The organism is Ensifer sp. EB106-05-01-XG146, assembly GCF_058791875.1.
In genome coordinates this window covers 1,165,845-1,188,800 of the sequence record NZ_JBYTDX010000002.1, presented here as the reverse complement: position 1 = coordinate 1,188,800, position 22,956 = coordinate 1,165,845, and the positions used below count along the sequence as shown (strand labels likewise).

Here is a 22,956-nt window from a genome sequence, read left to right as displayed (position 1 = left end):
CCATGGCGAGTTTTCGGCCAATCCTTGAGGAAGACACGCTGTTCATCGCTTGCACCCGGCCGGCGATGATCGCTGGCGTGACGATGGAAGCCATGGGCATGAACATCATGCTGACGACCATTCTTTACATCGTCGCCGGCTCGATCGCCTACTTGGCTGTTGGCGTCGTCTTTCACCTCATTTTCCGCGCGCTCGTCAAACACGACCACAACATGTTCCGCATCTTGCTGGCTTGGGTGGACACACGCGGCCGGTCGCGCAACAGCGCCTTTTGGGGCGGAGCGACGCTTAGTCCCCTGAAGCTCGCCCGGAAATACGATGAAAGGGACCTCGGATTTGCCTAGCCTGACCACACTCAGATCTCGCGAACTCGGTCCGGAGACCTTCATCCCCTATGTCCGCCATGTCGACGTGTCGACGATCGCGCTCGATTCCCGGGCGCTGATGGTAATGATCGCGCTTGAAGGCGTCTCTTTCGAGACCGCGGATGTTCTCGACCTGAATGCTCTCCATAGGGACCTCAACACGCTCTATCGGAACATCGCCGACGAGCGGCTTGCCTTGTGGACTCATCTCATCCGCCGTCGCGACAACAGCTATCCGGAAGGCACGTTCACTACACCTTTCTCGGCGGCGCTCAATGACAAGTATCGCGCGCGCATGGTTGGGGAGGACCTGTTTCGCAACGACCTCTATCTGACGATCCTGTGGTCTCCGGCCCGCGATCCGTCCGACAAGGCGGCAAGGCTGCTGGCGCGCTTGCGTCGGGCACGTCAGGCCGGGGCCGAACTCGACGAGGAAGCCCTCAAGCAGCTCCGCGACAAGGTCATCGATGTCACAGCGGCGTTGAAACGCTTCGAACCGCGCGTGCTGTGCCTCTACGAACGTGACGGCCTGTTGTTCTCGGAGCCGAGCGAAGTGCTGCATCAGTTCGTCGGCGGCCGTCGGGAGCCGGTCCCGCTGACGGAGGGGCGTATCGCCTCGGCGATCTACTCGGATCGTGTCATTGTCGGCCGCGAGACAGTCGAGATCCGGCACGAGGCCGAAAGCCGCTTTGCCGGCATGCTGAGTTTTAAGGAATATCCGGCCAGAACTCGGACCGGCATGCTCGACGGTGTGCTCACTAGTCCCTTCGAACTGATCCTGACGCAATCCTTCTCCTTCGTCTCGAAGGCGGACGCGCGCGTGATCATGGGCCGCAAGCAAAACCAGATGGTCAGCAGTGGGGACAAGGCGGCCTCACAGATCGAGGAACTTGATGGGGCGATGGACGATCTGGAGTCCAATCGGTTCGTGCTAGGCGAGCACCATCTGACGCTTTCCGTCTTTGCCCCATCGGTGAAGGAATTGACCGACAATCTCGCCAAGGCGCGCGCCAGCCTGACCGGTGGAGCCGCCGTCGTCGCGCGCGAGGATCTCGGCCTCGAGCCGGCCTGGTGGGCGCAACTACCAGGAAACTTCCGCTATCGCGCCCGGTCCGGCGCGATCACGTCGCGCAACTTCGCGGCGCTCGCACCTTTCCACTCCTACCCGATCGGTCGGAAGCACGGCAATGAATGGGGACCTGCCGTCGCTCTTCTCAAGACGGCGTCGGGGTCACCGTACTACTTCAATTTCCATTATGGCGATCTCGGCAACACTTTCGTATGCGGACCGTCCGGTGCCGGCAAGACCGTGCTTTTGAACTTCATGCTGTCGCAGCTGGAGAAACATGACCCGCATGTTGTGTTTTTCGATAAGGACAGGGGATCTGATCTCTACGTGCGCGCCGCCGGCGGCACCTATCTGCCGTTGAAGAATGGTGCCCCGACCGGGTGCGCTCCCCTGAAGGCACTGGAACCGACGCCGGACAACAAGGTGTTTCTCACGCGCTGGGTCGGCAGGCTTGTCGGCTCGGCAACACGGGAACTGACGGTGACCGAACTCCGCGATATCGCCGTCGCCATCGACGGCCTTGCCGACTTGCCGGTGGAGCGCCGGACGATCGGCGCGCTCAGGACCTTCCTCAACAACGCCGATCCCGAAGGCATTGCCGCGCGTCTGCGGCGGTGGGAGAGAGGGGGGCCGCTCGGTTGGGTGTTCGATAACATCATTGAGGACATCGGCTTCGACGGCAAATTCGTCGGCTATGACATGACCGATTTCCTCGACAACGAGGAAATCCGCACGCCGCTGATGGCCTACCTCTTTCATCGCGTCGAGCAACTGATCGATGGCAGGCGCATCATCATCGTTATCGATGAGTTCTGGAAGGCGCTCCAGGATGAAGGGTTTCGCGATCTCGCACAGAACAAGCTCAAGACGATCCGCAAGCAGAACGGGCTTATGCTCTTTGCTACGCAGAGCCCGCGCGATGCGATCGTATCGCCGATCGCTCATACGATCATCGAGCAATGCCCGACGCAGATCTTCCTACCGAATTCCCGCAGTAACTACGCCGACTATGTCGACGGCTTCAAGCTCACCGAGCGGGAGTATGAACTCATTGCACGCGAGCTCTCCGTCGAGAGCCGCCGATTCATATTGAAGCAAGGACACAATAGCGTTGTCGCCGAACTGAACCTAGGCGGTTTTGACGACGAACTTGCCATCCTCTCCGGCCGCACCGCGAATGTCGAACTCGCCGATGCAATCCGCACAGAAGTCGGCGACCGGCTCGCGGATTGGCTTCCGATTTTTCAGCAAAGAAGGAGTTTGAGCTAATGGCTTCTAATCGAATTCACGGCGCGGCAATAGCCGCGGCGCTCATTCTCTGCGCCGGCACGGCAGCCGGGCAGGGGATCCCGGTGATCGACCGAACCGCGATCGCCAAGCACCTCGAGAGTATCGCTCAACTGAAAGCCCAGCTTGATGCGCTCAATCAGCAGATAGAGCAGGCGCAGCAGCTTTACGGCTCGCTCAACAAGATCACCGACATGGCGGATGTTGCCGGCGTCTTGAACGATCCTGCCGTCCGCAAGGCGCTGCCTGGGGACTTTAACGTCATCGATGGACTGTTCAAGGGAAGCGGAACGGGCGTGTTCGGCGATACGGCCACGAAATTCCTTGAGGGTAATTCGACCTATCGGACCAGCGCAGAGGACTTCTACGCGCAGGAGCTTTCCCGCATTCAGAACAAGAATGCCGGGCAGATGAGCCTAGCGCAGCATATCTTCGATGCCGCGGCCAAGCGCGTCGATGGCATTGACCAACTCCGCGAGAAGATTTCGACCGCGGCTGACGCCAAGGACATAGCCGACCTTCAGGCGCGACTTCAGGCGGAAACAGCTTTCCTCCAGACCGATGTACTGCGCATGGAGGCCCTCCGAATGGTCCAGCAGGCACAGGCCCAAATTGACGAGCAGCGCAAGGCGGAAGACTGGCGCCGGCGCCTCGACGCGATGGGGGCGGCACTGCAATGAAGAGGCATGTCGTTCTTCTCGCTGTCCTATTGGTTAGCTGCTCCGAGCAGGCCGAGCGCACCTACACTGTCGACGAACTCATCGCCGACGAGGCCCTGCTGTCCGAAATCATCGCGACGTGTCGCAACAACCCTGGTGAATTAGGCAATACCCCGAATTGCCAAAACGCCGCGGCCGCAGACTTCAAGGCCCGTCTTAAGCGGATGTGAAAGGGACCTGGAGGTTGAGGGCATGTATCAGGTCTTTGCCTTCGTCGACGAGCAGTTCAAGGCTCCGCTGGAGACCTTCGTCTCCGACGGGACCTCGAACATCTCAGAGTGGATTTCGGGCCCCCTGACGGCAGCGGTCACGCTCTATGTCGTGCTTTACGGCTATCTCGTGCTCCGCGGCTCGGTCCAGGAACCGATCCTCGACTTCGCATTTCGGACGATCAAGCTCGCCATCATCGTGATGCTGGTGAGGGACGCCGACGAATACCAGACCTACGTCACCGACATCTTCTTCGAGGGATTGCCGCGTGAGATTTCGCAGGCGTTGAACACCGGCGCAGCACCAAGTGCCTCAACCTTCGACAGCCTGCTCGATAAGGGGCACGCGTGTGCCAAGGAGATCTGGGCCCGCTCCTCTTGGCCGGTCGATTTCGTGACAGGCATCGGCGGCATGATGGCCATTGGCGCGAGCTTCATCGTCGCGGCGATTGGCTATATCGTATCGCTCTATGCCCGGCTGGCGCTCGCCATCGTGCTCGCCATCGGTCCGATCTTCGTGGCCCTGGCGATGTTTCAGGCGACGCGGCGCTTCACCGAGGCGTGGCTGGGACAGCTTGCGAACTTCGTGATCCTCCAGGTGCTCGTCGTCGCCGTCGGCTCACTGCTGATCACCTGCATCGATACGACCTTCACGGCAATTCAAGGATATACCGACGTGCTGATGCGTCCAACCGCGCTCTGCGCCATCTGCCTCGCTGCCCTCTATGTCTTCTATCAGCTTCCGAACATTGCTTCGGCGCTTGCCGCCGGCGGCGCGTCGTTGACCTACGGCTACGGCGCTGCACGCGACGCCCACGAAAGCACGCTCGCTTGGGCGGCGTCCCATACCGCCCGTGCGGCCGGACGCGGTGTCCGGGCCATTGGTCGAACCCTGAGCCCGAAGGGCTCGGGATTGTGACGCTTTTCGCACGAACAAGAATAAGGCTCTTCAGGAATGATCAGAACATTTCCGCTGCTCTGCATGGCGGCTGCCTTAAGCGGCTGCGCATCGCTGACCTATCCGGTCCCGAATTGCGATGGCTATTCGCGCCGCGCCCTCAATCGCTCGATGTGGCAGTGGGAAGACAATAGCAACGTCAAACAGAAACAGTCCTATGCGGGACCGGCGACCTCTCAGTCCGTCGCCACCGCTTATGTCGAAGAGGGCAGGGGACCTTCCGCCTTTGCTCAGTCCGACGTTGACGCCTCCTATCGTCCATGCGGGGGCTGACGCGATGGTCTCCGGCGACGAACTCAAGACATACTTTGAGAAGGCGCGGCGCTTCGACCAGGAACGCATGCTCCAGGTCGAGCGCTCTTCACGCGTTGCCTGGTCCATTGCCGTCGCGGCAGCCATTCTCGCCGGCGCTTCGATCCTTGCCATTGCCGGCCTCACGCCGTTGAAATCGGTCGAGCCTTTTGTCGTGCGGGTCGACAATTCGACAGGTATCGTTGATGTCGTCTCGGCGCTGACGTCGACGCCCGGCACCTATGACGAGGCCGTGACGAAATACTTCGCCGCGAAATACGTCCGCGCTCGCGAAGGCTACGTCTGGAGCGAGGCAGAGGAGAACTTCCGCTCAGTCGCGCTTCTCTCGACGCAGCCGGAGCAGGCTCGGTTCTCGGCCCTCTATCGCGGCAGCAATCCGGCGTCGCCGCAGAACACCTATGGGCGCGGCGCCACCGCACGCATCAGCATCGCATCGATCTCGCTGATCAATTCGCATGTCGTCTCCGTCCGCTACATGCGCACCATCACCCGCGGGGAAGAAGTCCGGACAACCCATTGGGTTGCGACGCTGACGTTCTCCTATGCAAACGCGCCGATGTCGTCGACGGATCGGCTGGTGAATCCTCTCGGTTTTGCCGTCAGTGAATACCGAGCCGATCCGGAGGCCATCAACTGATGCGGACTATTTTCATTGTTACTCTCCTCCTTACGGCGTCCGCCTCAACGGTATTTGCACTCGAAATTCCGCGCGGCGCAGCGCAGGACAGTCGTGTCCGCTTTGTCGATTACCAGCCCTACAACATCACTCGCATCATAGGCTCCTTGCGTTCTTCGGTGCAGGTGGAGTTCGCGGCCGACGAGGAGATCGCCCATGTTGCGCTGGGCAACAGTGTAGCTTGGGAGGTGGCGCCGGCAGGAAACATCCTGTTTCTCAAACCGCGGGAAAATCAGCCGGTCACCAATCTCTCTGTCGTCTCCACTCGGCGCGACGGCTCGACCCGAAGCTACCAAATGGAACTGATGGTGCGGGACGGAAAAGTGGAGGTGGGTCATAACACCTACTTCTACGTCAAGTACCGCTACCCGGCCGATGAAGCGCAGCGGCGCCGCCAAGCTGCGGCGGCGCGAGAGATCGCTGCTCAGTCGAAGGAGGCCGACAATGCCCTGGCCATTCATGAGGGCTATGGTGCTCGGAATTGGCGTTATTCGGCGCAGGGCTCCCAGGCGCTGGAGCCGCACTCGGTCTACGACAATGGCAAGGTCACGACATTTGCCTTCGTCGGCAATCAGGAAATACCCGCGATCTACATCGAGAACTCAGACGGTAGTGAAAGCCTGGTGCCGAAATCCGTAGACGGCAATCTTGTCCTGGCCCACGCGATTGGCCGGAAGTTCATCCTGCGGAGGGGACGGGACGTGCTCTGCGTCTTCAACGAGGCCTATGACCGCGTCGGTATCAACCCGGACACCAACACGACCTCGCCGTCGGTCGAGCGGGTCGTTCGGACTGAAGCCGGCGCGGCGCAATAGGAGACAGTCATGCTTGAGGAAGATGAAAACCGGATACCGGGGGAGCGCGGCGAAACGGTTCCCGGGGGGAGGATCGACAGCAATCCTGTCTTGAAGCGCGGCGCGGTTGCACTGGCTGTTGTTACCTTTGTCGCTTTCGCCCTGTGGTCGATGAGCGGCGAGCACACTCCGACGGACAGAACCAGACCCGAGCGGGTTGTCATCCGGCAAACGGCGAATTTCGAGCCCGTCAAGGAGAAGATGGAGCCGGTCCAAGCCGTGCCGGAAGTGAAGCTGCCGACCCCGCTCGCGGCAGAGGAGGTGCAGGCCGAAGATCCGCTGCTCGACTCGGCGCGCCGGGCGCCGGTCATGGCCTTCAGCGGTGGACAGAAGAACTCAACGTCGCACCATGAGACCGCGGATCCGGCGGTGCCCGCGGACAGCCATTTCGTGCCGCTTGATGGAAGCATGATGGGTCAGAACTCGGCCAACGCCGACGAGCAGCGGTTCAACGGGCTGCTACGGCCGACCAGGCTTGAGGGCTCGCGCGCCGGCACGCTCGGCAATCGGAACTTCGTAGTTGCAATGGGATCGTCAATTCCGTGCGTATTGGAAACTGCCATGGCATCCGATCAACCCGGCTTCACCAGCTGCGTAATCAACCGAGATGTTCTATCGGACAATGGCCGGGTTGTCCTGATGGAGAAAGGTACGCAAGTTGTTGGCGAATATCGGGGCGGCCTCCAGCGAGGACAGAAGCGCCTATTCGTGCTCTGGAACCGCGCGAAAACCCCGAACGGCGTCATCGTCACCTTGGCTTCGCCGGCAACGGATGCGCTCGGCCGGGCGGGCGTGAATGGCTATGTCGACACTCACTGGTGGGAGCGGTTCGGGAGTGCGCTTCTCCTGTCCATCGTCGGCGATGCCACGAGCTACGCCAACAGTCGCCTGCGTAACAGCGACGTCGACGCTGAGACCACCACAAACGCAGGCCAGCAGGCGGCAGCCATCGCCGTCGAGCAATCGATCAACATTCCGCCAACGCTCAATAAGAACCAAGGCGAGCTTGTCTCGATCTTCGTCGCGCGTGATCTCGATTTTTCCGGTGTTTACGGATTGCGCGTGATCGGGCCGAAAAACAAAATCCTTGACCGCGCGTTGCTGGGAGATGTCCGCCCGCGGTCGGCGCGCGTGACGAAGTAGGGTGCGGGCGATGACCGAAGGTCCTGATGCGACGGTCGTTCGTGAACTGCTGTCTCCGTTCATGCCGTACCTTGACGACCCCTCGCTCTACGAAGTGATCGTCAATAGGCCAGGCCAGGTGCTGACAGAAGGCTCTGGTGGATGGCGGACCCATAATCTGCCGGAGCTATCCTTTGAAAAGCTGATGCGCCTTGCCAGGGCCGTGGCTAGTCTTTCCCATCAATCCATCGATGAAACGCGGCCGATCCTGTCGGCAACACTGCCGGGGAATGAGCGAATCCAGATCGTCATCCCGCCTGCGACCACTCGGAACACGGTCAGCATCACCATCCGAAAGCCCTCGTCGGCCGCATTAAGTCTTGGCGACCTTGAGAAGGGTGGCTTGTTCACTGACATGGCGCCCGGCAGTCACATGGCCGGTGCGACGGACCGGAAACTCATCGATCTGCATCAGGCGGGCGCGTGGGCCGAGTTCCTTCGCCAGGCGGTGCTGGCCCGGAAGAATATCGTCATCTCAGGAGCGACGGGGTCGGGGAAGACAACGCTCTCCAAGGCACTCATTCGTTATATTCCGGATGATGAGCGGGTCATCTCTATCGAAGACACGCCGGAACTCGTGATTCATCAGCCGAACCACGCGCGGTTATTCTATTCCAAGGGAGGTCAGGGGCTCGCCAAAGTCGGCGTGAAGGAGCTCCTGGAATCCTGTCTGCGCATGCGGCCCGATCGAATCCTACTGCAGGAACTGCGCGATGGGACGGCTTTCTACTTCATCCGCAACGTGAACTCTGGGCATCCCGGCTCAATCACAACGGTGCACGCTGACTCCGCGAAACTGGCGTTTGAACAGTTGACCCTTCTGGTAAAGGAATCGGAGGGCGGACAATACCTGCAGCGCACCGACATTCGCGAACTCTTGAAAATCGCCATTGACGTCATCGTACAATGCAAGCGCATCGATGGGCAGTTTCGCGTAACGGAAGTCTATTTCAGGGCCCATTGACGAATAGATGTTTAGGAACGGTGCTGGAGCGACGACCTATTTCGTTAGGTCGTCGTGTCGCACATTGCCACACCACACGCTGCGCGGGATAAACATCGAATGCTGGCCAGTGATATAAGGAACGTGCTTGAGGAGCTCTATAACGCGGGCGCCTATCGGGTGCCGGGAGATGAAATCTACTGGCCACCGGAACTGCACCCGACGGTCTTTCGCGCCCTGAACATGCAATACATCACGCGAAGAGAGGTAGATGACGGTCACGTTGAATTCTCGCTGACACAAGCTGGCTACCAGGCGATCAATGCCGAGGTGCCTTGGTCCGTCATCCTGCGGCGGCGACTGCGACATTTTTTCCGCTTCGACAAAGGTCGCTAAGTATTCGCCTCCCTGCTGAAATCCGGAACGTTGATCGGGATCAAAGGAATAGGCCGCTCCAGGCACTAAGCTTCCTCTGGAGCTTGGAAGAGGAGGATCCCATGTTTCGCAATATTCTTATACCCACCGACGGCTCGCCCTTAGCAACAATCGCTGTCGACGCAGGCATAACCTTTGCAAAGGACGTCGGCGCACGAGTGAACATCCTCGCCGTTACCGAACCATTCCACCTCTATTCGGTCGATCCCGAGCAGTTGTCGAGCACGCGCACCGAATACGAGGCGCTGGCCAGCAAACATGCCGCGGAAATGCTCGCGGCTTTAGCGCGCAAGGCTGCGGCGGAAGGCGTGGAGTGCCAGACGGAGCAGGTCCGCAGCCACGAGGTCTACCGCGCAATCTGCGACCAGGCGATATACAAAGATGCCGATCTCATCATCATGGCGTCCCATGGTCGCAGTGGCGTCGGAAGCCTGATGCTCGGCAGCGTAGCTGCCAAGGTGCTGGCTCACTCCACGATACCGGTATTGATCTATCGCGCGAAGAAGTGAGGCGACGTCGCGCGACGCCTCGTTGATGTCCTAGATACGCCGCCAACGCGTTGACGGCGTTCGACGAACCCCGACGAGGAGGGACGCGCTTTTCCATAATAGCAAGGCCCGGTGGTTTCTCGACCCCGAGCCGTTCTTCATCATCCTTGGAAGGATAAGGCGCCCTCGTGGGCGCTGGAATTTGTTAGCCGCGGCGCGTGTCGGGGAAGTTCGCCGGATCAATGCCCAGCGTGTGCAGGTCGCTTGCCTTCGGGCGGCGGTGACCTTCGACAGCGGCGGCGGCAGCGCTAGCAGCGCCGAGAACTGCGAATGCACGACCGATGAAACCCTTGTGATAGGTTGTGGTAGTCATCTTCTTGCTCGCTTTCGTTTTCTCTTCGATGAAATAAAGATGAGGTCTGGTCGGTCTTTTTGCAATGCACAATGAAACACCCCAGCCATGCAACGAAAGCACGCTGCTTCAACTTGGGACGAGTGGGCGTCGGACCGTCTGCCCTCTTGAGCCGGGTCTATGAAGTGCCGGGGGCTGAAGATGCCGGCTGCCGGAAAATACAACGGCTCGGTGGTCTCTCGACCCCGAGCCGTTCTATCCTTGGGAGGATAAGGCGCCCCTCGGGGCGCTGGAATATGTTAGCCGCGGCGCGTGTCCGGGAAGTTCGCCGGATCGATGCCCAGCGTACGCAGGTCGCTTGCCTTCGGGCGGCGGTGACCTTCGACAGCGGCGGCGGCAGCGCTAGCAGCGCCGAGAACTGCGAATGCACGACCGATGAAACCCTTGTGATAAGTTGTGGTAGCCATCTTCTTGCTCGCTTTCGTTTTCTCCTTGATGAGCAAAAGATGGGGTCTGGCCAGTCTTATTGCAATGCACAATCGGACAGGCCAGCCATGCAAAGGAAGCAGGCCCGGTCGGTTTTCAAACCGGCCGGGCCTTCGGATAGGCCTTGGGAGGAGGCGCTATGTCGATCGGGTCCGAAAGGGTTTCCGGACCCGATTGTTATTGGGGCTTAGTCTTCGTTGGCGGCGAGCTGCGAAAGGACTTCGCCGCGGCCACGGGCCCGAAGGATGAGCGGTACGATCAGCGCTGCAGCTGCGATGATCAGGAGGCCTGCGGCAATCGGCGAGGTGAACAGGACCGAGTAGTCCCCCTGGCTGATCGCGAGCGCGCGGCGCAGCTGCTGTTCGGCGAGCGGGCCCAGGATCAGGCCGACGACGACAGGCGCGATCGGATATCCAAAGATGCGCATCGCGTAACCGAGCAGGCCGAAGGCGAGCAACATGCCGAGCTCGTAGACCGACGGGTTGGCCCCGATCGTGCCGAGCGTGGCAAACAGCAGGATGCCGGCATAGAGCCAAGGCTTCGGAACTGTCAGCAGCTTCACCCAAAGACCGATGAGCGGCAGGTTCAGAACCAGCAACATGAAGTTGGCGATCAGAAGGCTGGCGATCAGGCCCCAGACGAGCTGCGGATTGGTCGCAAACAGCAGCGGTCCGGGCTGGAGGCCATACTGCTGGAAGCCGGCAAGCATGATCGCCGCGGTTGCCGTGGTCGGCAGGCCAAGCGTCAGGAGCGGCACGAGCGTGCCAGCGGCCGAGGCGTTGTTGGCCGCTTCCGGACCGGCGACGCCTTCGATCGCGCCATTGCCGAATTCTTCCGGATGCTTCGTCAGACGCTTTTCGGTGGCGTAGGACAGGAAGGTGCCGATCTCAGCGCCGCCAGCCGGCATGGCGCCGATCGGGAAGCCGATGAGGGTACCGCGCAGCCACGCCTTCCAGGAGCGTGCCCAGTCGGCCGCATTCATCCATACAGAGCCACGGACGGCCTCGACCTTGTCGGGCCCCTTGTCGCCCTGTGCAGCGATGTAGAGCGTCTCGCCGATGGCGAACATGGCAACGGCGAGCGTCGTGACTTCGATGCCGTCAAGCAATTCGGGAACGCCAAAGGAAAGACGTGCCTGGCCGGTCAGTTGGTCGATGCCGATGACTGAAAGCGCCAGGCCGACAAACAGCGATGTCAGACCGCGAAGGGTGCTGTCGCCGAAGGCGGAGGAAACGGTGACAAAGGCGAGAACCATCAGCGCGAAATATTCGCGCGGACCGAAAACCAGGGCCAGCTTGACGATGTAAGGCGCGATGAAGGCAAGAGCAAGCGTGGCGATCAGGCCGGCGACGAAGGAGCCGATCGCCGCCGTTGCCAGTGCGGGCCCGCCGCGACCCGCCCTCGCCATCTTGTTGCCTTCGAGCGCAGTCACGATCGAGGCGCTTTCACCGGGCGTGTTGAGCAGGATCGACGTGGTCGAGCCGCCATACATGCCGCCGTAATAGATGCCGGCAAACATGATCAGCGAGCCGCCGGGATCGAGACGGTAGGTGACCGGCAGCAGGAGCGCCACGGTCAGTGCCGGGCCGATGCCGGGCAGGACGCCGACCGCCGTGCCGAGCGTTACGCCGATCAGCGCGTAGAGCAGGTTCATTGGCTGCGCAGCAACCAGCAATCCCTGCATCAGGAATTCAAAAGTAGCCATGGTCGTCGGCCCTCTTAGAAGAACAGGCGTTCAAGCGGCCCCGCGGGCAGCGACAGGAGCAGCAGCTTGGCGAAGATCACCCACACGACAAAGCAGATCGCAATGCCGACGGGGAGCGAGAACCAAAGCTTGCGCTTGCCGAAACCGCGTGCGGTCAACGCGAACAGAATGCCGGTGGCGATCGAGAAGCCTGCAATGTTCAACAGCAGCATCTGGGCGGCAAGACCACCGACGATCCAGATAACCGGAGCGACTTCCTGGTGCTCACGCTCTGGAAAATCGCCGCGAAACGCTTCGATCGCGGTCCAGATCGCAAGGCCGAAAAGACAGCAGGCGATCGCATAGGGGACCGTCGTCGGCCCGACCTGGGAGTAGCCGGCAGCGCCCGTCAGGCGCGACACATCCCAGAAAATGAGTCCAGCGATAGCGGCGAGAACCACCGCGATGAAAAGCGCCGCCCGATCCGGGCGACGCGTTGCAGTTGAAGGGTGATGCCCCTTGATCATTTCACCAGTCCAATGTCCTTGAGAACGCCCTCGGTCGCCGCAACGTCCTTGTCGAGCTGGGCTTTGAAGGCATCGCCGGCGAGATAGCTGTCCTGCCAGCCCTTGGTCTTCAGGACTTCCTGCCAGCCAGCGGACTTCGCGAGCTTCTCGATATCGGCCGAAACGGCGGCCTTCTGCTCGTCCGAGAGGCCAGGAGCGGCTGCGACCATGCGCCAGTTCTCGACGACGACGTCAACGCCCGATTCCTTCAGCGTTGGAGCATCAACGCCGGCAATGCGCTCGGCGCTGGAGACGGCGAGCAGGCGGAGCGTGCCGGCCTTGACCTGCGATTCGAACTCGCCGTAGCCCGAGATACCTGCGGTAACCTGGCTGCCGAGGATAGCAGCAAGCGCTTCACCGCCGCCGGAATAGGCGATGTAGTTGATTTTGGTCGGATCGACGCCGGCCGCCTTGGCGATCAGGCCAACGGCGATGTGGTCGGTACCGCCGGCCGAGCCGCCAGCCCAGGACACGGCGCCCGGATCCTTCTTCAGGGCTTCGACGAGGTCGCCCATGGTCTTGATGTCGGACGAGGCCGGAACGACGACCGCTTCGTATTCGCCGGTGAGACGCGCGATCGGCGTGACGTCCTTAAGAGTGACCGGGGACTTGTTGGTGAGGATTGCACCGACCATGACGTAGCCGCCGACGATCAGGGCGTTCGGGTTGCCCTTCTGCTGGCTTGCGAACTGGGCGAGACCGATGGTCCCGCCGGCGCCCGGCACGTTCTGAACCTGAACGTTGCCGGAGATGCCTTCCTGCTGCATGACCGTCTGCAGCGAACGCGCCGTCTGGTCCCAGCCGCCGCCCGGGTTTGCAGGTGCAATGATCGTGTAATCAGCGGCAACAGCCGGGAGCGACATCGCACCGGCGAGAATCGTTGCGAGGAAAATATGTTTCAAGGTCAGTCCTCCGTGAGGCGCGTTTTCACCGCGCACGTTGTTGCTGTGTGCGAACGGGAAGACGGCGACGGGCTCTTTCGACCCTTATCGCTTGACCGGATTGGTGGCTTCCTCCCAGTACGCAACCGGCGGCCCGCCTCCACGGGTGCCAGTGACCTTAAGGCACCATAGAAAGCTGACATTTAGCTGACATCAAGCCCCGAATGCGAAAATCCTGCAGCATCGTTTACGGAATTTTAGATTCTCGCATGCGCTGACAGGCGATGTTGCCGGTTCCCGGCGTTCAAATTGAGCCAGGTCCCGACCGGATTTCGGGACGGGACCACGAATCGTTGCTCGGATATTGCCGCCAGCCGGCCCGAGCCTAGGTATGAGGAGCAACGCCGACAAAGGCGAAGACGGTTTGCACCGGCCCCGCCTGAAGGCGAGCTCCGGCAAGGATGATGGGAGAGTAAATACGATGGCAAAAGCGACGACCAAGGCGAAAAACGACGATGCGGCAGAAGCCGCCGCTTCTGCCTCCGGGCAGATTGACGCGAGGATCGCGGAACTTGGCGACTGGCGCGGTGCGACGCTTGCGAAGATACGCAAGCTGATCAAGGAAGCGGATCCTGACGTCGTCGAGGAATGGAAATGGCGAGGCGTCCCGGTCTGGGAGCATGCCGGCATCATCTGTACCGGCGAGACCTATAAAGCGGTTGTGAAAATGACTTTCGCCAAGGGGGCAGCACTCGACGATCCGGCAGGTCTTTTCAATTCCAGCCTTGACGGCAATGTCCGGCGCGCCATCGATATCCACGAGGGCGAGGCGATCGACGAAGAGGCGTTGAAGGCGTTGGTGCTTGCTGCCGTCGAACTGAACCTTTCCGCGCAGGCCCTACGGTCCGGGCGTACGCGGAACAAGGCTTAAGCCTGAAGGTGGCGGGATTTGCGATCGGACCGGGAGCGCCGCGCTTCCGGTCCGTCGTCTTCAATGGAGCCTCAGAACCTCGTTCCATTTGGCAATCAGCCGTGAGCGCTTTACCTGATCGAGATAGACCATCAGTCCCGGGCTTACCGGGACGGGGCGCAACTGGCCGCCAAGCATCTCCTGCATGGTGTTGGCGGTATTTTCTCCCGCCACCTCGGGGCTGACGGCCGGGATCTGCAACTCTCGGGCCATAATCGTCTGGCCTTCCTTCGACATGAAGAATTCAAGATAGCGCCGGCCGAGGTCGGGGGAGGCGGCAGCTTGCGGGACGAGGCCGATGCGCGACATCACCACGGTATAATCCTTCGGCAGAACGATGCCGACATCCGGATGCCGTGCCGCCCAGTCCGCCGCATAGGATCCGAGGATGTTGTAGCCGAGCACGAAGCGGCCGTCGGCGACACGCTCGAGGATTGCTTCGCTGGTCGAGTAGAGCTTGACGCCGGCCGCACCCATGGCCTGGATGACATCCCAGATATCGCCGAACTGTTCCTGGTCGCGTGACATGAAGAGGAAGCCGACGCCGGACCGCTCGATGTCATAGGTTCCGATCCTGCCGAAGACGGCCGCGCCCTGGCGCTTCAGGTAATCGACGAATTCCGCGCGCGTCGACGGCGGTTTCTCCTTGGTGAAGCTCGGCTTGTGATAGACGAAGACGGCAGGCTCGAAGGTCAGCGCATAAGCCGTGTTGCGCCAGTTGGCCCAGGCGGGCCAGCGGTCGCTCATCGGCAGGTCGCTGCGCTGGGCGTAACCGTCGTTGCTGAGCTTGACTTGCAGGTCCATGGCGGAAGAAAAGGCGAAGTCCGCCGTCTTCATTCCGGCGTCGGTCTCCTTGATGATGCGGTCGTAGATTTCTCCGGTCAGCATGTCCTCATAGCGCACGGCAACATCCGGATTGGCCCGCTGGAAACCGATGATCATCGGCTTTGCGAGCGGCTCGTCGAGCGATGAATAGACGACCAGCGTGCGCACGTCCGCTTTGCCGGAAAGAGCCGGGAATATGATGGGGGCCGCAAGGAGCAGCTGAGGACAAATGGCGAAAAAAAGAAAAGAAATCAAGAACCGCATGAATCCACAATGCCTCAGTGCCGTACCGTTCACAAGCAAGGCGTCGGCGGATAAGGTGGTCGGGGGAGTGATGATAATTGCGTATCTTGCTTGTTGAGGACAACCAGGACCTGGCCGAGGGCCTGTCGGCGATCTTGCGCGGCAGCGGCTACGCCGTCGATGTCGTCAGTGACGGTGCGTCGGCGCATGCGGTGGCCGCCACCGAAACGTTCGATCTTGTCATTCTCGATCTCAATCTGCCGGAAATGGATGGCCTCGATGTGCTGAGGGCGATGCGTGCTCGCCAGAACCGCGCCGCGGTCTTGATCCTGACGGCAAGGGGCGCGTCCGAAGAGCGGATCAAGGGGCTCGACCTCGGCGCCGACGACTACATGATCAAACCTTTCGACGTCGGCGAGCTCGAAGCGCGCGTGCGCGTGCTCTTGCGCCGTCAGGCGGGCCTCAGGGCCTCGACCGTCAGTTACGGCAATGTGTCACTCGATCTCAACACCCGCAGCTTCTCGTCCGGCGGCGCGCCGATCGAGATCCCGGCGCGCGAGCTCGGACTTCTTGAGCTTCTGTTCATGCGTGCCGGCAAGGTGGTCGCCAAGGATGCGATCATGCAGTCGCTGACAGGGTTCGACGACGACTTGAGCCCCAACGCGATCGAGCAATATGTCAGCCGGCTGCGCAAGCGGCTCGCACCGCATGGGCTGACCGTGCGCACCGCGCGCGGCATCGGCTACTATCTCGACAAAGCGGCCGGGCCGGAATGAGGACGACGGTCTATTCCCTCCGCCGGCGCCTGCTTGGCTGGCTGTTGATCTCGACGGTGGTGATCGGGGTCATTGCACTGATGGATACCTACCGCGAGGCGGTGACGACCGCCAACGTCGTTTCCGACCGGGTGCTTGCCGGTTCGGCGCTGGCAATCGCCGAGCGCGTGGTCGTGGCGGAAGACGGGTCGCTCGAAGTCGACATCCCCTATGTCGCGCTGGAAATGCTGACGTCGGCCGCGCAGGACCGGGTGTTCTACCGGGTCGACGGGCCGCCCGGCCAGTTCATCACCGGTTACCAGACGCTGCCGTCGCTGGCGGAGGAGCCGGGCGCATCGACCACCTTTGCGGATTCGATCTTCCGCGGCGAACCGATCCGCATCGCCGCCCTTCGCCGCTCGGCGTCAACCGGCATCAATTCCGTGCCCTTCGTGGTCACGGTTGCCGAAACGACGATCGCGCGCCGACATCTGGCGCAGACGATCCTGGTGCGCTCGGCGCTCCGCCTCGGCATGATGATTGCGGGTGCGGCGGTGATCGTCTGGGTCGCGGTTACGTTTTCCTTGCGCCCGCTCTACAGGCTGGGGGACGCGATCTCGGAGCGCAGTCCGGACGATCTGCATCCGATCGGCGAGCGGGTTCCGAACGAAGTCCAGGGCCTCGTCGACACGGTCAATTCCTTCATGGGGCGCTTGCAGTCGGCGCTTGATGCGCTTCGCAATTTTACCGGCAATGCCAGCCACCAGCTGCGCACGCCGCTCGCCATTATCCGCACGCAGCTCGCCCTGGCACAACGCGCCGGCTCGATCGAGGAGACGAGAAGTGCTGTAAAAAAGGCCGACGAGGCGGTCGCCAATGCCGAGCGCATTCTGGGACAGCTGCTGCTGATGGCGAAGATCGACGCTGCCGGCAAGGACGAAACCGGTTCGCTCGAGCGCATCGATTTGGTCGAACTGGTGCGGGAGATAACGGCAGAGCATGTGCCGGCGGCCGGCGACGCGGATATCGATCTCGGCTTTGACGGCGAGGGCGAGGCTTTCATCCGCGCCGAGCCGTTGCTTATTGGCGAACTGCTCAAGAACCTGATCGGCAATGCGTTGCTTTATGCCGGTCGCGGTGCGGAAGTGACGAGCCGTGTCTTTTCGCGGGACGGTTCGGTGTCGCTGGAGGTGGAGGATAACGGACCGGGCATTCGGCCGGAATTGCACGAGACGGTGCTCAGGCGTTTCGAGCGCGGCGGCAGTGATGCTCCGGGCTCCGGGCTCGGGCTGCCGATCGTCGAGGAGATTGCCGAGCTTTACGGCGCGACAACCAGCCTCAGTGAGGGGGCTGACGGCAGCGGCCTCAAGGTGACCATCCGCTTTCCAGAGGGCTAAGCACGAATAGGCTCAGCCCGGCGCCGCCAAATACGGGCCGGTTGAGCGAAACCCATCTGCGAGCGGTCAGGCGACACGCTCACGTGGCTGGGGCAATTCTGGTTTTTTGGGTCTTGCTTAGCGGCCGCGGTGGCCGAAGAAGGAAGCTGTCTCGCGGGTCTGTACCCGCAGCATCGCGTTCCAAAGCTGAAGAACGAAACGCGGCTGAAACTGGCTCGCAAGCTTGCGCTGCGACAACATGAGAAGTCTCCAATAGTTTTGAACGCCTGCGATATAGTGCATCGCCAAGGATTTTGCCAGAGCGCGTGCGCCGGGGCAGCCCTGCGCGCCAAGCATATGTGGAAAACGGCTTGAAGCCTGGCGATATAGCCTTCTGAACAAAATAAAATGCCGGAATGACCTTCGTCATCCCGGCCAGTTGGCTTCACTGGGAGGAGGGTATTGCTTTTGGGACTCAGGCCTTCTTGCGGTTCTTCTGTCGATAGACGTCGATGACGACAGCCGCGACGATGATCAGGCCCTTGACGATTTCCTGGTAGTAGGCGTCGACCCGAAGGAAGGTGAAGCCTGAGGTCATGACGCCAAGGATGATGGTGCCGATGACCGTGCCGGTGACCCGGCCGACGCCACCCGTCAGCGAGGTTCCGCCGATAACGGTCGCGGCGATCGCGTCCAGTTCGTACATAACGCCCATGCCGGCCTGTGCGGTCTGGGCACGGGCGGCGGTGACGACACCAGCCAGCCCCGCCAGCATGCCGGCAATGGCATAAACCTTGATCAAATGCGCCTCGACATTGATGCCGGAGACACGGGCTGCCTGCACATTGGCGCCGATCGCATAGGTGAACTTGCCGTAGCGGGTGTAGCGCAGCGCGATGTGGAAGATGAGCGCGACGACTAAGAAGACGATGACGGGCCAGATGCCGGTTCCGATGAAGTTGAACTGATCGGTGAGGCCTGAGACCGGCTGGCCCTTGGTGTACCACTTGGAAATGCCGCGTGCCGAAACCATCATGCCGAGTGTGGCGATGAAGGGCGGGATCTTGGTGCGGGCGATCAGCTGACCGTTGATAAAGCCGGCAAGTAGCCCGATGCCGATGCCAAGCCCGATCGGAACGATTGCCGGCATGTCGGTCAAGGATGGATAGAGCGCGCGCGGCCAGGTGGAGGCCTGGGCGACGCTTGCCGAAATCATCGCCGTCATGCCGACGACGGAACCGGAGGAAAGATCGATGCCGCCCGTTATGATGACCTGGGTGACGCCGACTGCGATGATGCCAATCACCGAAACCTGCAGGATCATGATCGTCAGGCGCTGCGGGTTCATGAGGAAGCTCTGGCCGACGAAAATCCAGCCGAGGATCTCATAGACCAGCGCGATACCGATCAAGACCAAGAAGATGTTGAATTCAGGCGGCAAGCGGCGCCTTGTCCCTGAGAGCGGTGCGCTCGCGCCCTGTGCGGCGACATTGGTATCCATTTTCAGTCCTCCCTTTGGGGTCGTTTCCCGCTCAGCTCGCGGCGAGCTCCATGACCTTGATCTGGGTTGCTTCAGCCCTGCCGAGGAAGCCGGTGACGCGGCCCTCGTGCATGACCATGATGCGGTCGCTCATACCGAGGACCTCGGGCATCTCCGAAGAGATCATGATGACGGCGACGCCGTTGCGCGCGAGTTCGGTGACGAGACGGTGTATTTCCGCCTTGGCGCCGACATCAATGCCGCGTGTCGGCTCGTCGAGGATCAGGATGCGCGGATTTGTGAGCAGCCAGCGGCCGATCAAAACCTTCTGCTGGTTGCCGCCCGAGAGGTTCTCGATGCGCTCCTGCAGGTTCGGCGTCTTGACACGCAGCTTTCGGCTCATCTCTTCGCAGGCCGCAGTGACCTGTTTTTCGGTGACGAAGCCGCCCTTGACGAAGCGGTCCTGAAGCACGGCGATCTGCATGTTTTCGAGAATATCGAGGATCAGGAGACAGCCGGTGTCCTTGCGGTCTTCGGTCAGAAACGCCATGCGGTTGCGGATCGCCGTGTTCGGGCTGTCGATTGAAAGTGTCTTGCCGTCGATCGAAATCGTGCCCGAGCTTGCCGGCGTCACGCCGAAGAGGGTTTCGGCGACGTTCGAGCGCCCGGAGCCGACGAGACCGGCAATGCCGAGGATTTCGCCGGCGCGCACGTCGAAGGAGACGTCGCGGAAGACTCCGTCAAGCGCGAGGTTCTTGACCGACAGGACAACGTCGCCGATCGGCACTTCCTCCTTCGGAAACATCTGGGTGATCTCGCGACCAACCATCATGCGGATGATGTCGTCGCGGGTAACGTCGCTCGACGCGTGCGTGCCGATGAACTTGCCGTCGCGAAACACCGAGAACTCGTCGGCGATCTCGAACAGCTCGTTCATCTTGTGGGTGATGTAGACGATGCCGATGCCCTGTTCGCGCAGATCCCGGATGATTTCGAAAAGGTGCGCGACCTCGCGCTCGGTCAGCGCAGACGTCGGCTCGTCCATGATCAACACGTCGGATTCGTACGAGACCGCCTTGGCGATCTCGACCATTTGGCGGTTGGCCACTGACAGGTGACGCACTTCGATTTCAGGATCGATCTTGATCTTCAGGCGATCGAACAGGCGGGCGGTGATGCGCTTCATCTCGCCGTGATCGACAAAGCCAAAGCGGTTCTTCGGTTCCCGGCGGATCCAGATGTTTTCCGCCACCGTCATGAACGGCATCAGGTTCAGCTCCTGATGGATCATGGCGATGCCGTTTTCGAGGGCGTCGAGCGGCGACTTCAGCCGGATTTCGGCGCCTTTAAGCTTCACGTCGCCTTTGTCGGGCGTGTAGATGCCGGCGAGGATCTTCATCAGCGTCGATTTGCCGGCGCCGTTTTCGCCCATCAGCGCATGGACCGTGCCGCGCTTCAGCTTGAACTCGACATCGTCGAGCGCGACGACACCAGGGAATTCCTTGCGGATCCCTTCCGCAGAAAGAAGATATTCGGCTTTGGGTACCGCGCCGCTGGCGCGCACGGCTGCCATCGTTGTCGGACTGAGCGTCATGTTCCTTGCCTCCCCGTCGTTTCCGGCTGTCGCGGAAAGTCCTCGTCGCTGGCGGGTGACCAGCCCATCTTACCGCATGCGGCATCCATTGGACGCAGGCATTTGCGGACGGACCTGCATTTTAAAGGGGGAGCGCGGGTTTGCCCGCGCTCCCGACTGTGGCGATCAGTTCTTCGCCTGGTACTTGTCGAGGTTGTCCTTGGTGACGAGCTCGAAGGGAATGTAGACCTTCTTGTCCACCGGCTCGCCCTTTGCGAGCTTCAGTGCGGCGTCGACCGAGCCCTTGCCCTGGCCGGCGGCGTTCTGGAACACCGTGACGTCGAGATCGCCGGCGGCCATGGCTGCCAGAGCGTCCTGCGTTGCGTCGATGCCGCCGATGACGACGCTGTCCATCGAACGACCGGCGGCCTTCAGCGCCTGGATCGCGCCGATCGCCATTTCGTCGTTGTTGGAGATGACGGCGTCAAACTCAAGACCGGCCGAAAGCCAGTTCGTCAAGAGGTCCGAGCCCTGCGTGCGCGACCAGTTGGCGGTCTGCTCCTCGACGATCTCAATGCCCTTGCACTGGTCGGTGGCAAGCACGTCGTGGATGTCCTTGGTGCGCATGCGGGCCGCCTGGTTGGACAGTTCGCCCATCATCACGACGGCCTTGCCCTTGCCGCCGAGCATCTTGCAGATTTCCTGCGTCTGCAGCGTGCCGGATTCCTGTTCGTTCGACGCGACGAAAGCCTGCTTTTCCGGCAGCGTGTCGACATTGACCGGTTCGCGGTTGACGTAGACGAGCGGGATGCCGGCATCCGCAGCGATCTTCGACATTGCAGCCGTCGCATCCGTATCGACCGGGTTGACGATGATCGCGGTCACGCCGGCGGCGATGAAGTTCTGGATCTGGCTCTGCTGCTTGGAGACGTCGTTCTGCGCGTCTTCGATCTGCAGTTCGACGCCATCGAGCGTCTTGGCGTAATCGGACATGCCGTTGCGCAAGACCGTCAGGAAGTTGTCGTCGAAAAGGGCCATGGATACGCCGATAGTCTCGGCATGGGCTGCCGTCGACATCATCATCGCCAGCGCTGTGCTGAGCACGAGTTTCTTCATTGTCTTTCTCCTCCACAATGGTGCCCGGCGCCACCTTCTCCTGCCGGGGACGCAATGCCGGATTGCGCTCATTCATTTCAAAAGCGGCACTCCCGTTGCGCTTTTGAATAAAACGGAATAAACGAACCAGTAAATTGCGATTACGGAATATGTATTCCATTTTATGCGGGCGCCGTCAAGGCCTGATGCGGCGCCCGTTGTTGATTTGCCGGCCTCGGGCCGGGGAAGCTCAGATCTGGGTTTGGATGTAGTCCACGCTCTGCCTGACGGCTGCGGCCGGATCCGCCAGTCCGTGGACTTCGGCGGCGAAGGGCTCAAAGGAAAGTGGCCCTGCATAGCCCGCCGCGCGCAGGCGCCGAATCTGTCCGACATTGTCGAGCAGGTCGCTCCGATCGACGAGGACGCGGTGCGAATCGCGCAGATCCGACACGGCCACGCGTTCATCGGTGACGCCGGAAATGTGGATAAGGCCTGTCATCTCGGGATAGACCGCATGCTCACCGGCGAGGTGGTGGTGAAACGTGTCGTGCACCAGGCGGAAAGTCTTCACACCCTCGACTGCCTTGATTGCCTCAACAGCCTCCGTCTTCGAGCGGAGCGAGCAGATCTCGAAGCCGAGTGGTTCGACGAGGCCGATGATTCCGACCTTTTCGAGCATCGGCTTCAGTGCCGAAAGAGCCTTGCGAAGATTTGCCCGGCGTTCGCCATCGGCCTGGCCCGTGCCATCATTGACGGGAACGAGCACCAGGGCCTTGGCGCCGCAGTCGCGCGCATAAGCGATCAGTACTTCGGCTTCGGCCTGACGGGCCTCGTTCCATTCGTTGAAACGTTGAAGGGCATTGATCGAGATGATCGTGATGCCGTGACGGCCGGCGAGGGCGGCGACATGCTTCGCCGGCGTGCCGTCCAGGATGGCGTTACCGGTGAGATCGTTGCGGATTTCGACAGAGGTCATGTCGAGCGATCTGGCGAGTTGGAAAAAGTCGCCAAGCGGTAGATTCGGCGTCGTCATGTGATTGAGGGCGAAGGGCAGGGCGGTCACGGGAATGTCTCCTCCAGTGGGGATGGGCCAAAGGCTATAAATAGAACGTTCATTCCATTTATAGCCTTGCGGACAATTCACCAACTGTTGGAGCGCAGTCAAAGCGCGCA

The 22,956-nt window shown here is 61.1% G+C and carries 26 protein-coding genes; 15 read left to right on the top strand and 11 right to left on the bottom strand.

The genetic code is table 11. The features are described 5' to 3' along the window. Positions 1-2 precede the first annotated feature (2 nt). From AC3WVQ_RS25580 to AC3WVQ_RS25525, 12 genes are all read left to right on the top strand, one after another. Positions 3-344, top strand: coding sequence for a VirB3 family type IV secretion system protein (locus AC3WVQ_RS25580; RefSeq protein WP_060529680.1), 342 nt, complete (start codon positions 3-5; stop codon positions 342-344). Next, a complete protein-coding gene (locus AC3WVQ_RS25575) occupies positions 337-2,703 on the top strand; it encodes a VirB4 family type IV secretion/conjugal transfer ATPase (protein WP_492383179.1) in 2,367 nt (788 codons plus the stop codon). The genes AC3WVQ_RS25580 and AC3WVQ_RS25575 overlap by 8 nt, the downstream gene beginning before the upstream one ends. Next, positions 2,703-3,401: a P-type DNA transfer protein VirB5 gene (gene virB5, locus AC3WVQ_RS25570; protein WP_192372758.1), complete on the top strand. Its 699-nt coding sequence runs from the start codon at positions 2,703-2,705 to the stop codon at positions 3,399-3,401. The genes AC3WVQ_RS25575 and virB5 overlap by 1 nt, the downstream gene beginning before the upstream one ends. Then, the gene (locus AC3WVQ_RS25565) at positions 3,398-3,610 is read left to right on the top strand and encodes an EexN family lipoprotein (RefSeq protein ID WP_034800549.1); all 213 of its coding nucleotides are present in this window, start codon (positions 3,398-3,400) and stop codon (positions 3,608-3,610) included. Before virB5 ends, AC3WVQ_RS25565 begins: the two co-directional genes overlap by 4 nt. 22 nt (positions 3,611-3,632) lie before the next feature. Beyond that, a complete protein-coding gene (locus AC3WVQ_RS25560) occupies positions 3,633-4,568 on the top strand; it encodes a TrbL/VirB6 family protein (RefSeq protein ID WP_192372723.1) in 936 nt (311 codons plus the stop codon). A gap of 36 nt (positions 4,569-4,604) precedes the next feature. After that, the gene (locus tag AC3WVQ_RS25555) at positions 4,605-4,880 is read left to right on the top strand and encodes a hypothetical protein (protein WP_112975802.1); all 276 of its coding nucleotides are present in this window, start codon (positions 4,605-4,607) and stop codon (positions 4,878-4,880) included. Positions 4,881-4,884: 4 nt separating this feature from the next. Further along, positions 4,885-5,556 carry a VirB8 family type IV secretion system protein gene (locus AC3WVQ_RS25550; protein ID WP_492383178.1) on the top strand — a complete coding sequence of 224 codons (672 nt, stop codon included), beginning with the start codon at positions 4,885-4,887 and terminating at the stop codon, positions 5,554-5,556. After that, positions 5,556-6,410, top strand: coding sequence for a P-type conjugative transfer protein VirB9 (gene virB9 / locus AC3WVQ_RS25545; protein ID WP_112984675.1), 855 nt, complete (start codon positions 5,556-5,558; stop codon positions 6,408-6,410). Before AC3WVQ_RS25550 ends, virB9 begins: the two co-directional genes overlap by 1 nt. A 9-nt stretch (positions 6,411-6,419) precedes the next feature. Continuing rightward, entirely contained in the window at positions 6,420-7,592 is a 1,173-nt protein-coding gene (virB10, locus tag AC3WVQ_RS25540; RefSeq protein WP_404527281.1) for a type IV secretion system protein VirB10, read from the top strand. A 10-nt stretch (positions 7,593-7,602) separates the two neighbouring features. Then, the gene (gene virB11 / locus AC3WVQ_RS25535) at positions 7,603-8,595 is read left to right on the top strand and encodes a P-type DNA transfer ATPase VirB11 (protein WP_404527282.1); all 993 of its coding nucleotides are present in this window, start codon (positions 7,603-7,605) and stop codon (positions 8,593-8,595) included. A 99-nt stretch (positions 8,596-8,694) separates the two neighbouring features. Then, the gene (locus AC3WVQ_RS25530; RefSeq protein WP_492383177.1) at positions 8,695-8,970 is read left to right on the top strand and encodes a hypothetical protein; all 276 of its coding nucleotides are present in this window, start codon (positions 8,695-8,697) and stop codon (positions 8,968-8,970) included. 101 nt (positions 8,971-9,071) lie between these two features. Continuing rightward, on the top strand, positions 9,072-9,518 hold the full coding sequence (locus AC3WVQ_RS25525; protein ID WP_060529669.1) for a universal stress protein: 447 nt from the start codon (positions 9,072-9,074) through the stop codon (positions 9,516-9,518). Between the two features lie 184 nt (positions 9,519-9,702). Here the strand turns inward: AC3WVQ_RS25525 and AC3WVQ_RS25520 are convergent, their stop codons facing one another. The 5 genes from AC3WVQ_RS25520 to AC3WVQ_RS25500 all read right to left on the bottom strand — a co-directional run bounded on the left by AC3WVQ_RS25520 (position 9,703) and on the right by AC3WVQ_RS25500 (position 13,487). Next, positions 9,703-9,870: a hypothetical protein gene (locus AC3WVQ_RS25520; RefSeq protein ID WP_089045876.1), complete on the bottom strand. Its 168-nt coding sequence runs from the start codon at positions 9,868-9,870 to the stop codon at positions 9,703-9,705. Between the two features lie 278 nt (positions 9,871-10,148). Beyond that, complete coding sequence (locus tag AC3WVQ_RS25515) at positions 10,149-10,316, bottom strand: hypothetical protein (RefSeq protein ID WP_089045897.1); 168 nt, start codon at positions 10,314-10,316, stop codon at positions 10,149-10,151. A gap of 206 nt (positions 10,317-10,522) precedes the next feature. Next, positions 10,523-12,040 carry a tripartite tricarboxylate transporter permease gene (locus AC3WVQ_RS25510; RefSeq protein WP_060583819.1) on the bottom strand — a complete coding sequence of 506 codons (1,518 nt, stop codon included), beginning with the start codon at positions 12,038-12,040 and terminating at the stop codon, positions 10,523-10,525. 14 nt (positions 12,041-12,054) lie between these two features. Further along, a complete protein-coding gene (locus AC3WVQ_RS25505) occupies positions 12,055-12,546 on the bottom strand; it encodes a tripartite tricarboxylate transporter TctB family protein (protein ID WP_034800575.1) in 492 nt (163 codons plus the stop codon). Then, positions 12,543-13,487: a Bug family tripartite tricarboxylate transporter substrate binding protein gene (locus tag AC3WVQ_RS25500; protein WP_034800577.1), complete on the bottom strand. Its 945-nt coding sequence runs from the start codon at positions 13,485-13,487 to the stop codon at positions 12,543-12,545. The genes AC3WVQ_RS25505 and AC3WVQ_RS25500 overlap by 4 nt, the downstream gene beginning before the upstream one ends. Positions 13,488-13,947: 460 nt before the next feature. Between AC3WVQ_RS25500 and AC3WVQ_RS25495 the strand changes: the two genes are divergently transcribed. After that, entirely contained in the window at positions 13,948-14,397 is a 450-nt protein-coding gene (locus AC3WVQ_RS25495) for a DUF1801 domain-containing protein (RefSeq protein ID WP_034800579.1), read from the top strand. A 60-nt stretch (positions 14,398-14,457) separates the two neighbouring features. On the opposite strand, the gene AC3WVQ_RS25490 is transcribed toward AC3WVQ_RS25495, so the two are convergent. After that, complete coding sequence (locus AC3WVQ_RS25490; protein ID WP_192357646.1) at positions 14,458-15,525, bottom strand: ABC transporter substrate-binding protein; 1,068 nt, start codon at positions 15,523-15,525, stop codon at positions 14,458-14,460. A gap of 77 nt (positions 15,526-15,602) precedes the next feature. Between AC3WVQ_RS25490 and AC3WVQ_RS25485 the strand changes: the two genes are divergently transcribed. Both AC3WVQ_RS25485 and AC3WVQ_RS25480 read left to right on the top strand, forming a co-directional pair. Further along, the gene (locus tag AC3WVQ_RS25485; RefSeq protein WP_192357644.1) at positions 15,603-16,280 is read left to right on the top strand and encodes a response regulator transcription factor; all 678 of its coding nucleotides are present in this window, start codon (positions 15,603-15,605) and stop codon (positions 16,278-16,280) included. Further along, positions 16,277-17,656, top strand: a complete 1,380-nt coding sequence (locus AC3WVQ_RS25480) for a sensor histidine kinase (protein ID WP_492383176.1) — start codon at positions 16,277-16,279, stop codon at positions 17,654-17,656. Before AC3WVQ_RS25485 ends, AC3WVQ_RS25480 begins: the two co-directional genes overlap by 4 nt. Before the next feature lie 117 nt (positions 17,657-17,773). On the opposite strand, the gene AC3WVQ_RS25475 is transcribed toward AC3WVQ_RS25480, so the two are convergent. The 5 genes from AC3WVQ_RS25475 to AC3WVQ_RS25455 form a co-directional block, all read right to left on the bottom strand. After that, positions 17,774-17,896 (bottom strand): hypothetical protein, encoded by a 123-nt coding sequence (locus AC3WVQ_RS25475; protein ID WP_255381084.1) that lies wholly within the window; start codon positions 17,894-17,896, stop codon positions 17,774-17,776. A gap of 214 nt (positions 17,897-18,110) precedes the next feature. Beyond that, positions 18,111-19,136 (bottom strand): ABC transporter permease, encoded by a 1,026-nt coding sequence (locus tag AC3WVQ_RS25470; RefSeq protein ID WP_034800589.1) that lies wholly within the window; start codon positions 19,134-19,136, stop codon positions 18,111-18,113. A 31-nt stretch (positions 19,137-19,167) separates the two neighbouring features. After that, positions 19,168-20,709, bottom strand: a complete 1,542-nt coding sequence (locus AC3WVQ_RS25465; RefSeq protein ID WP_404527295.1) for a sugar ABC transporter ATP-binding protein — start codon at positions 20,707-20,709, stop codon at positions 19,168-19,170. Positions 20,710-20,874: 165 nt separating this feature from the next. Next, the gene (locus tag AC3WVQ_RS25460) at positions 20,875-21,804 is read right to left on the bottom strand and encodes a sugar ABC transporter substrate-binding protein (RefSeq protein WP_113079427.1); all 930 of its coding nucleotides are present in this window, start codon (positions 21,802-21,804) and stop codon (positions 20,875-20,877) included. Positions 21,805-22,033: 229 nt separating this feature from the next. After that, complete coding sequence (locus tag AC3WVQ_RS25455; protein WP_492383310.1) at positions 22,034-22,846, bottom strand: TIM barrel protein; 813 nt, start codon at positions 22,844-22,846, stop codon at positions 22,034-22,036. Between the last annotated feature and the right edge of the window lie 110 nt (positions 22,847-22,956).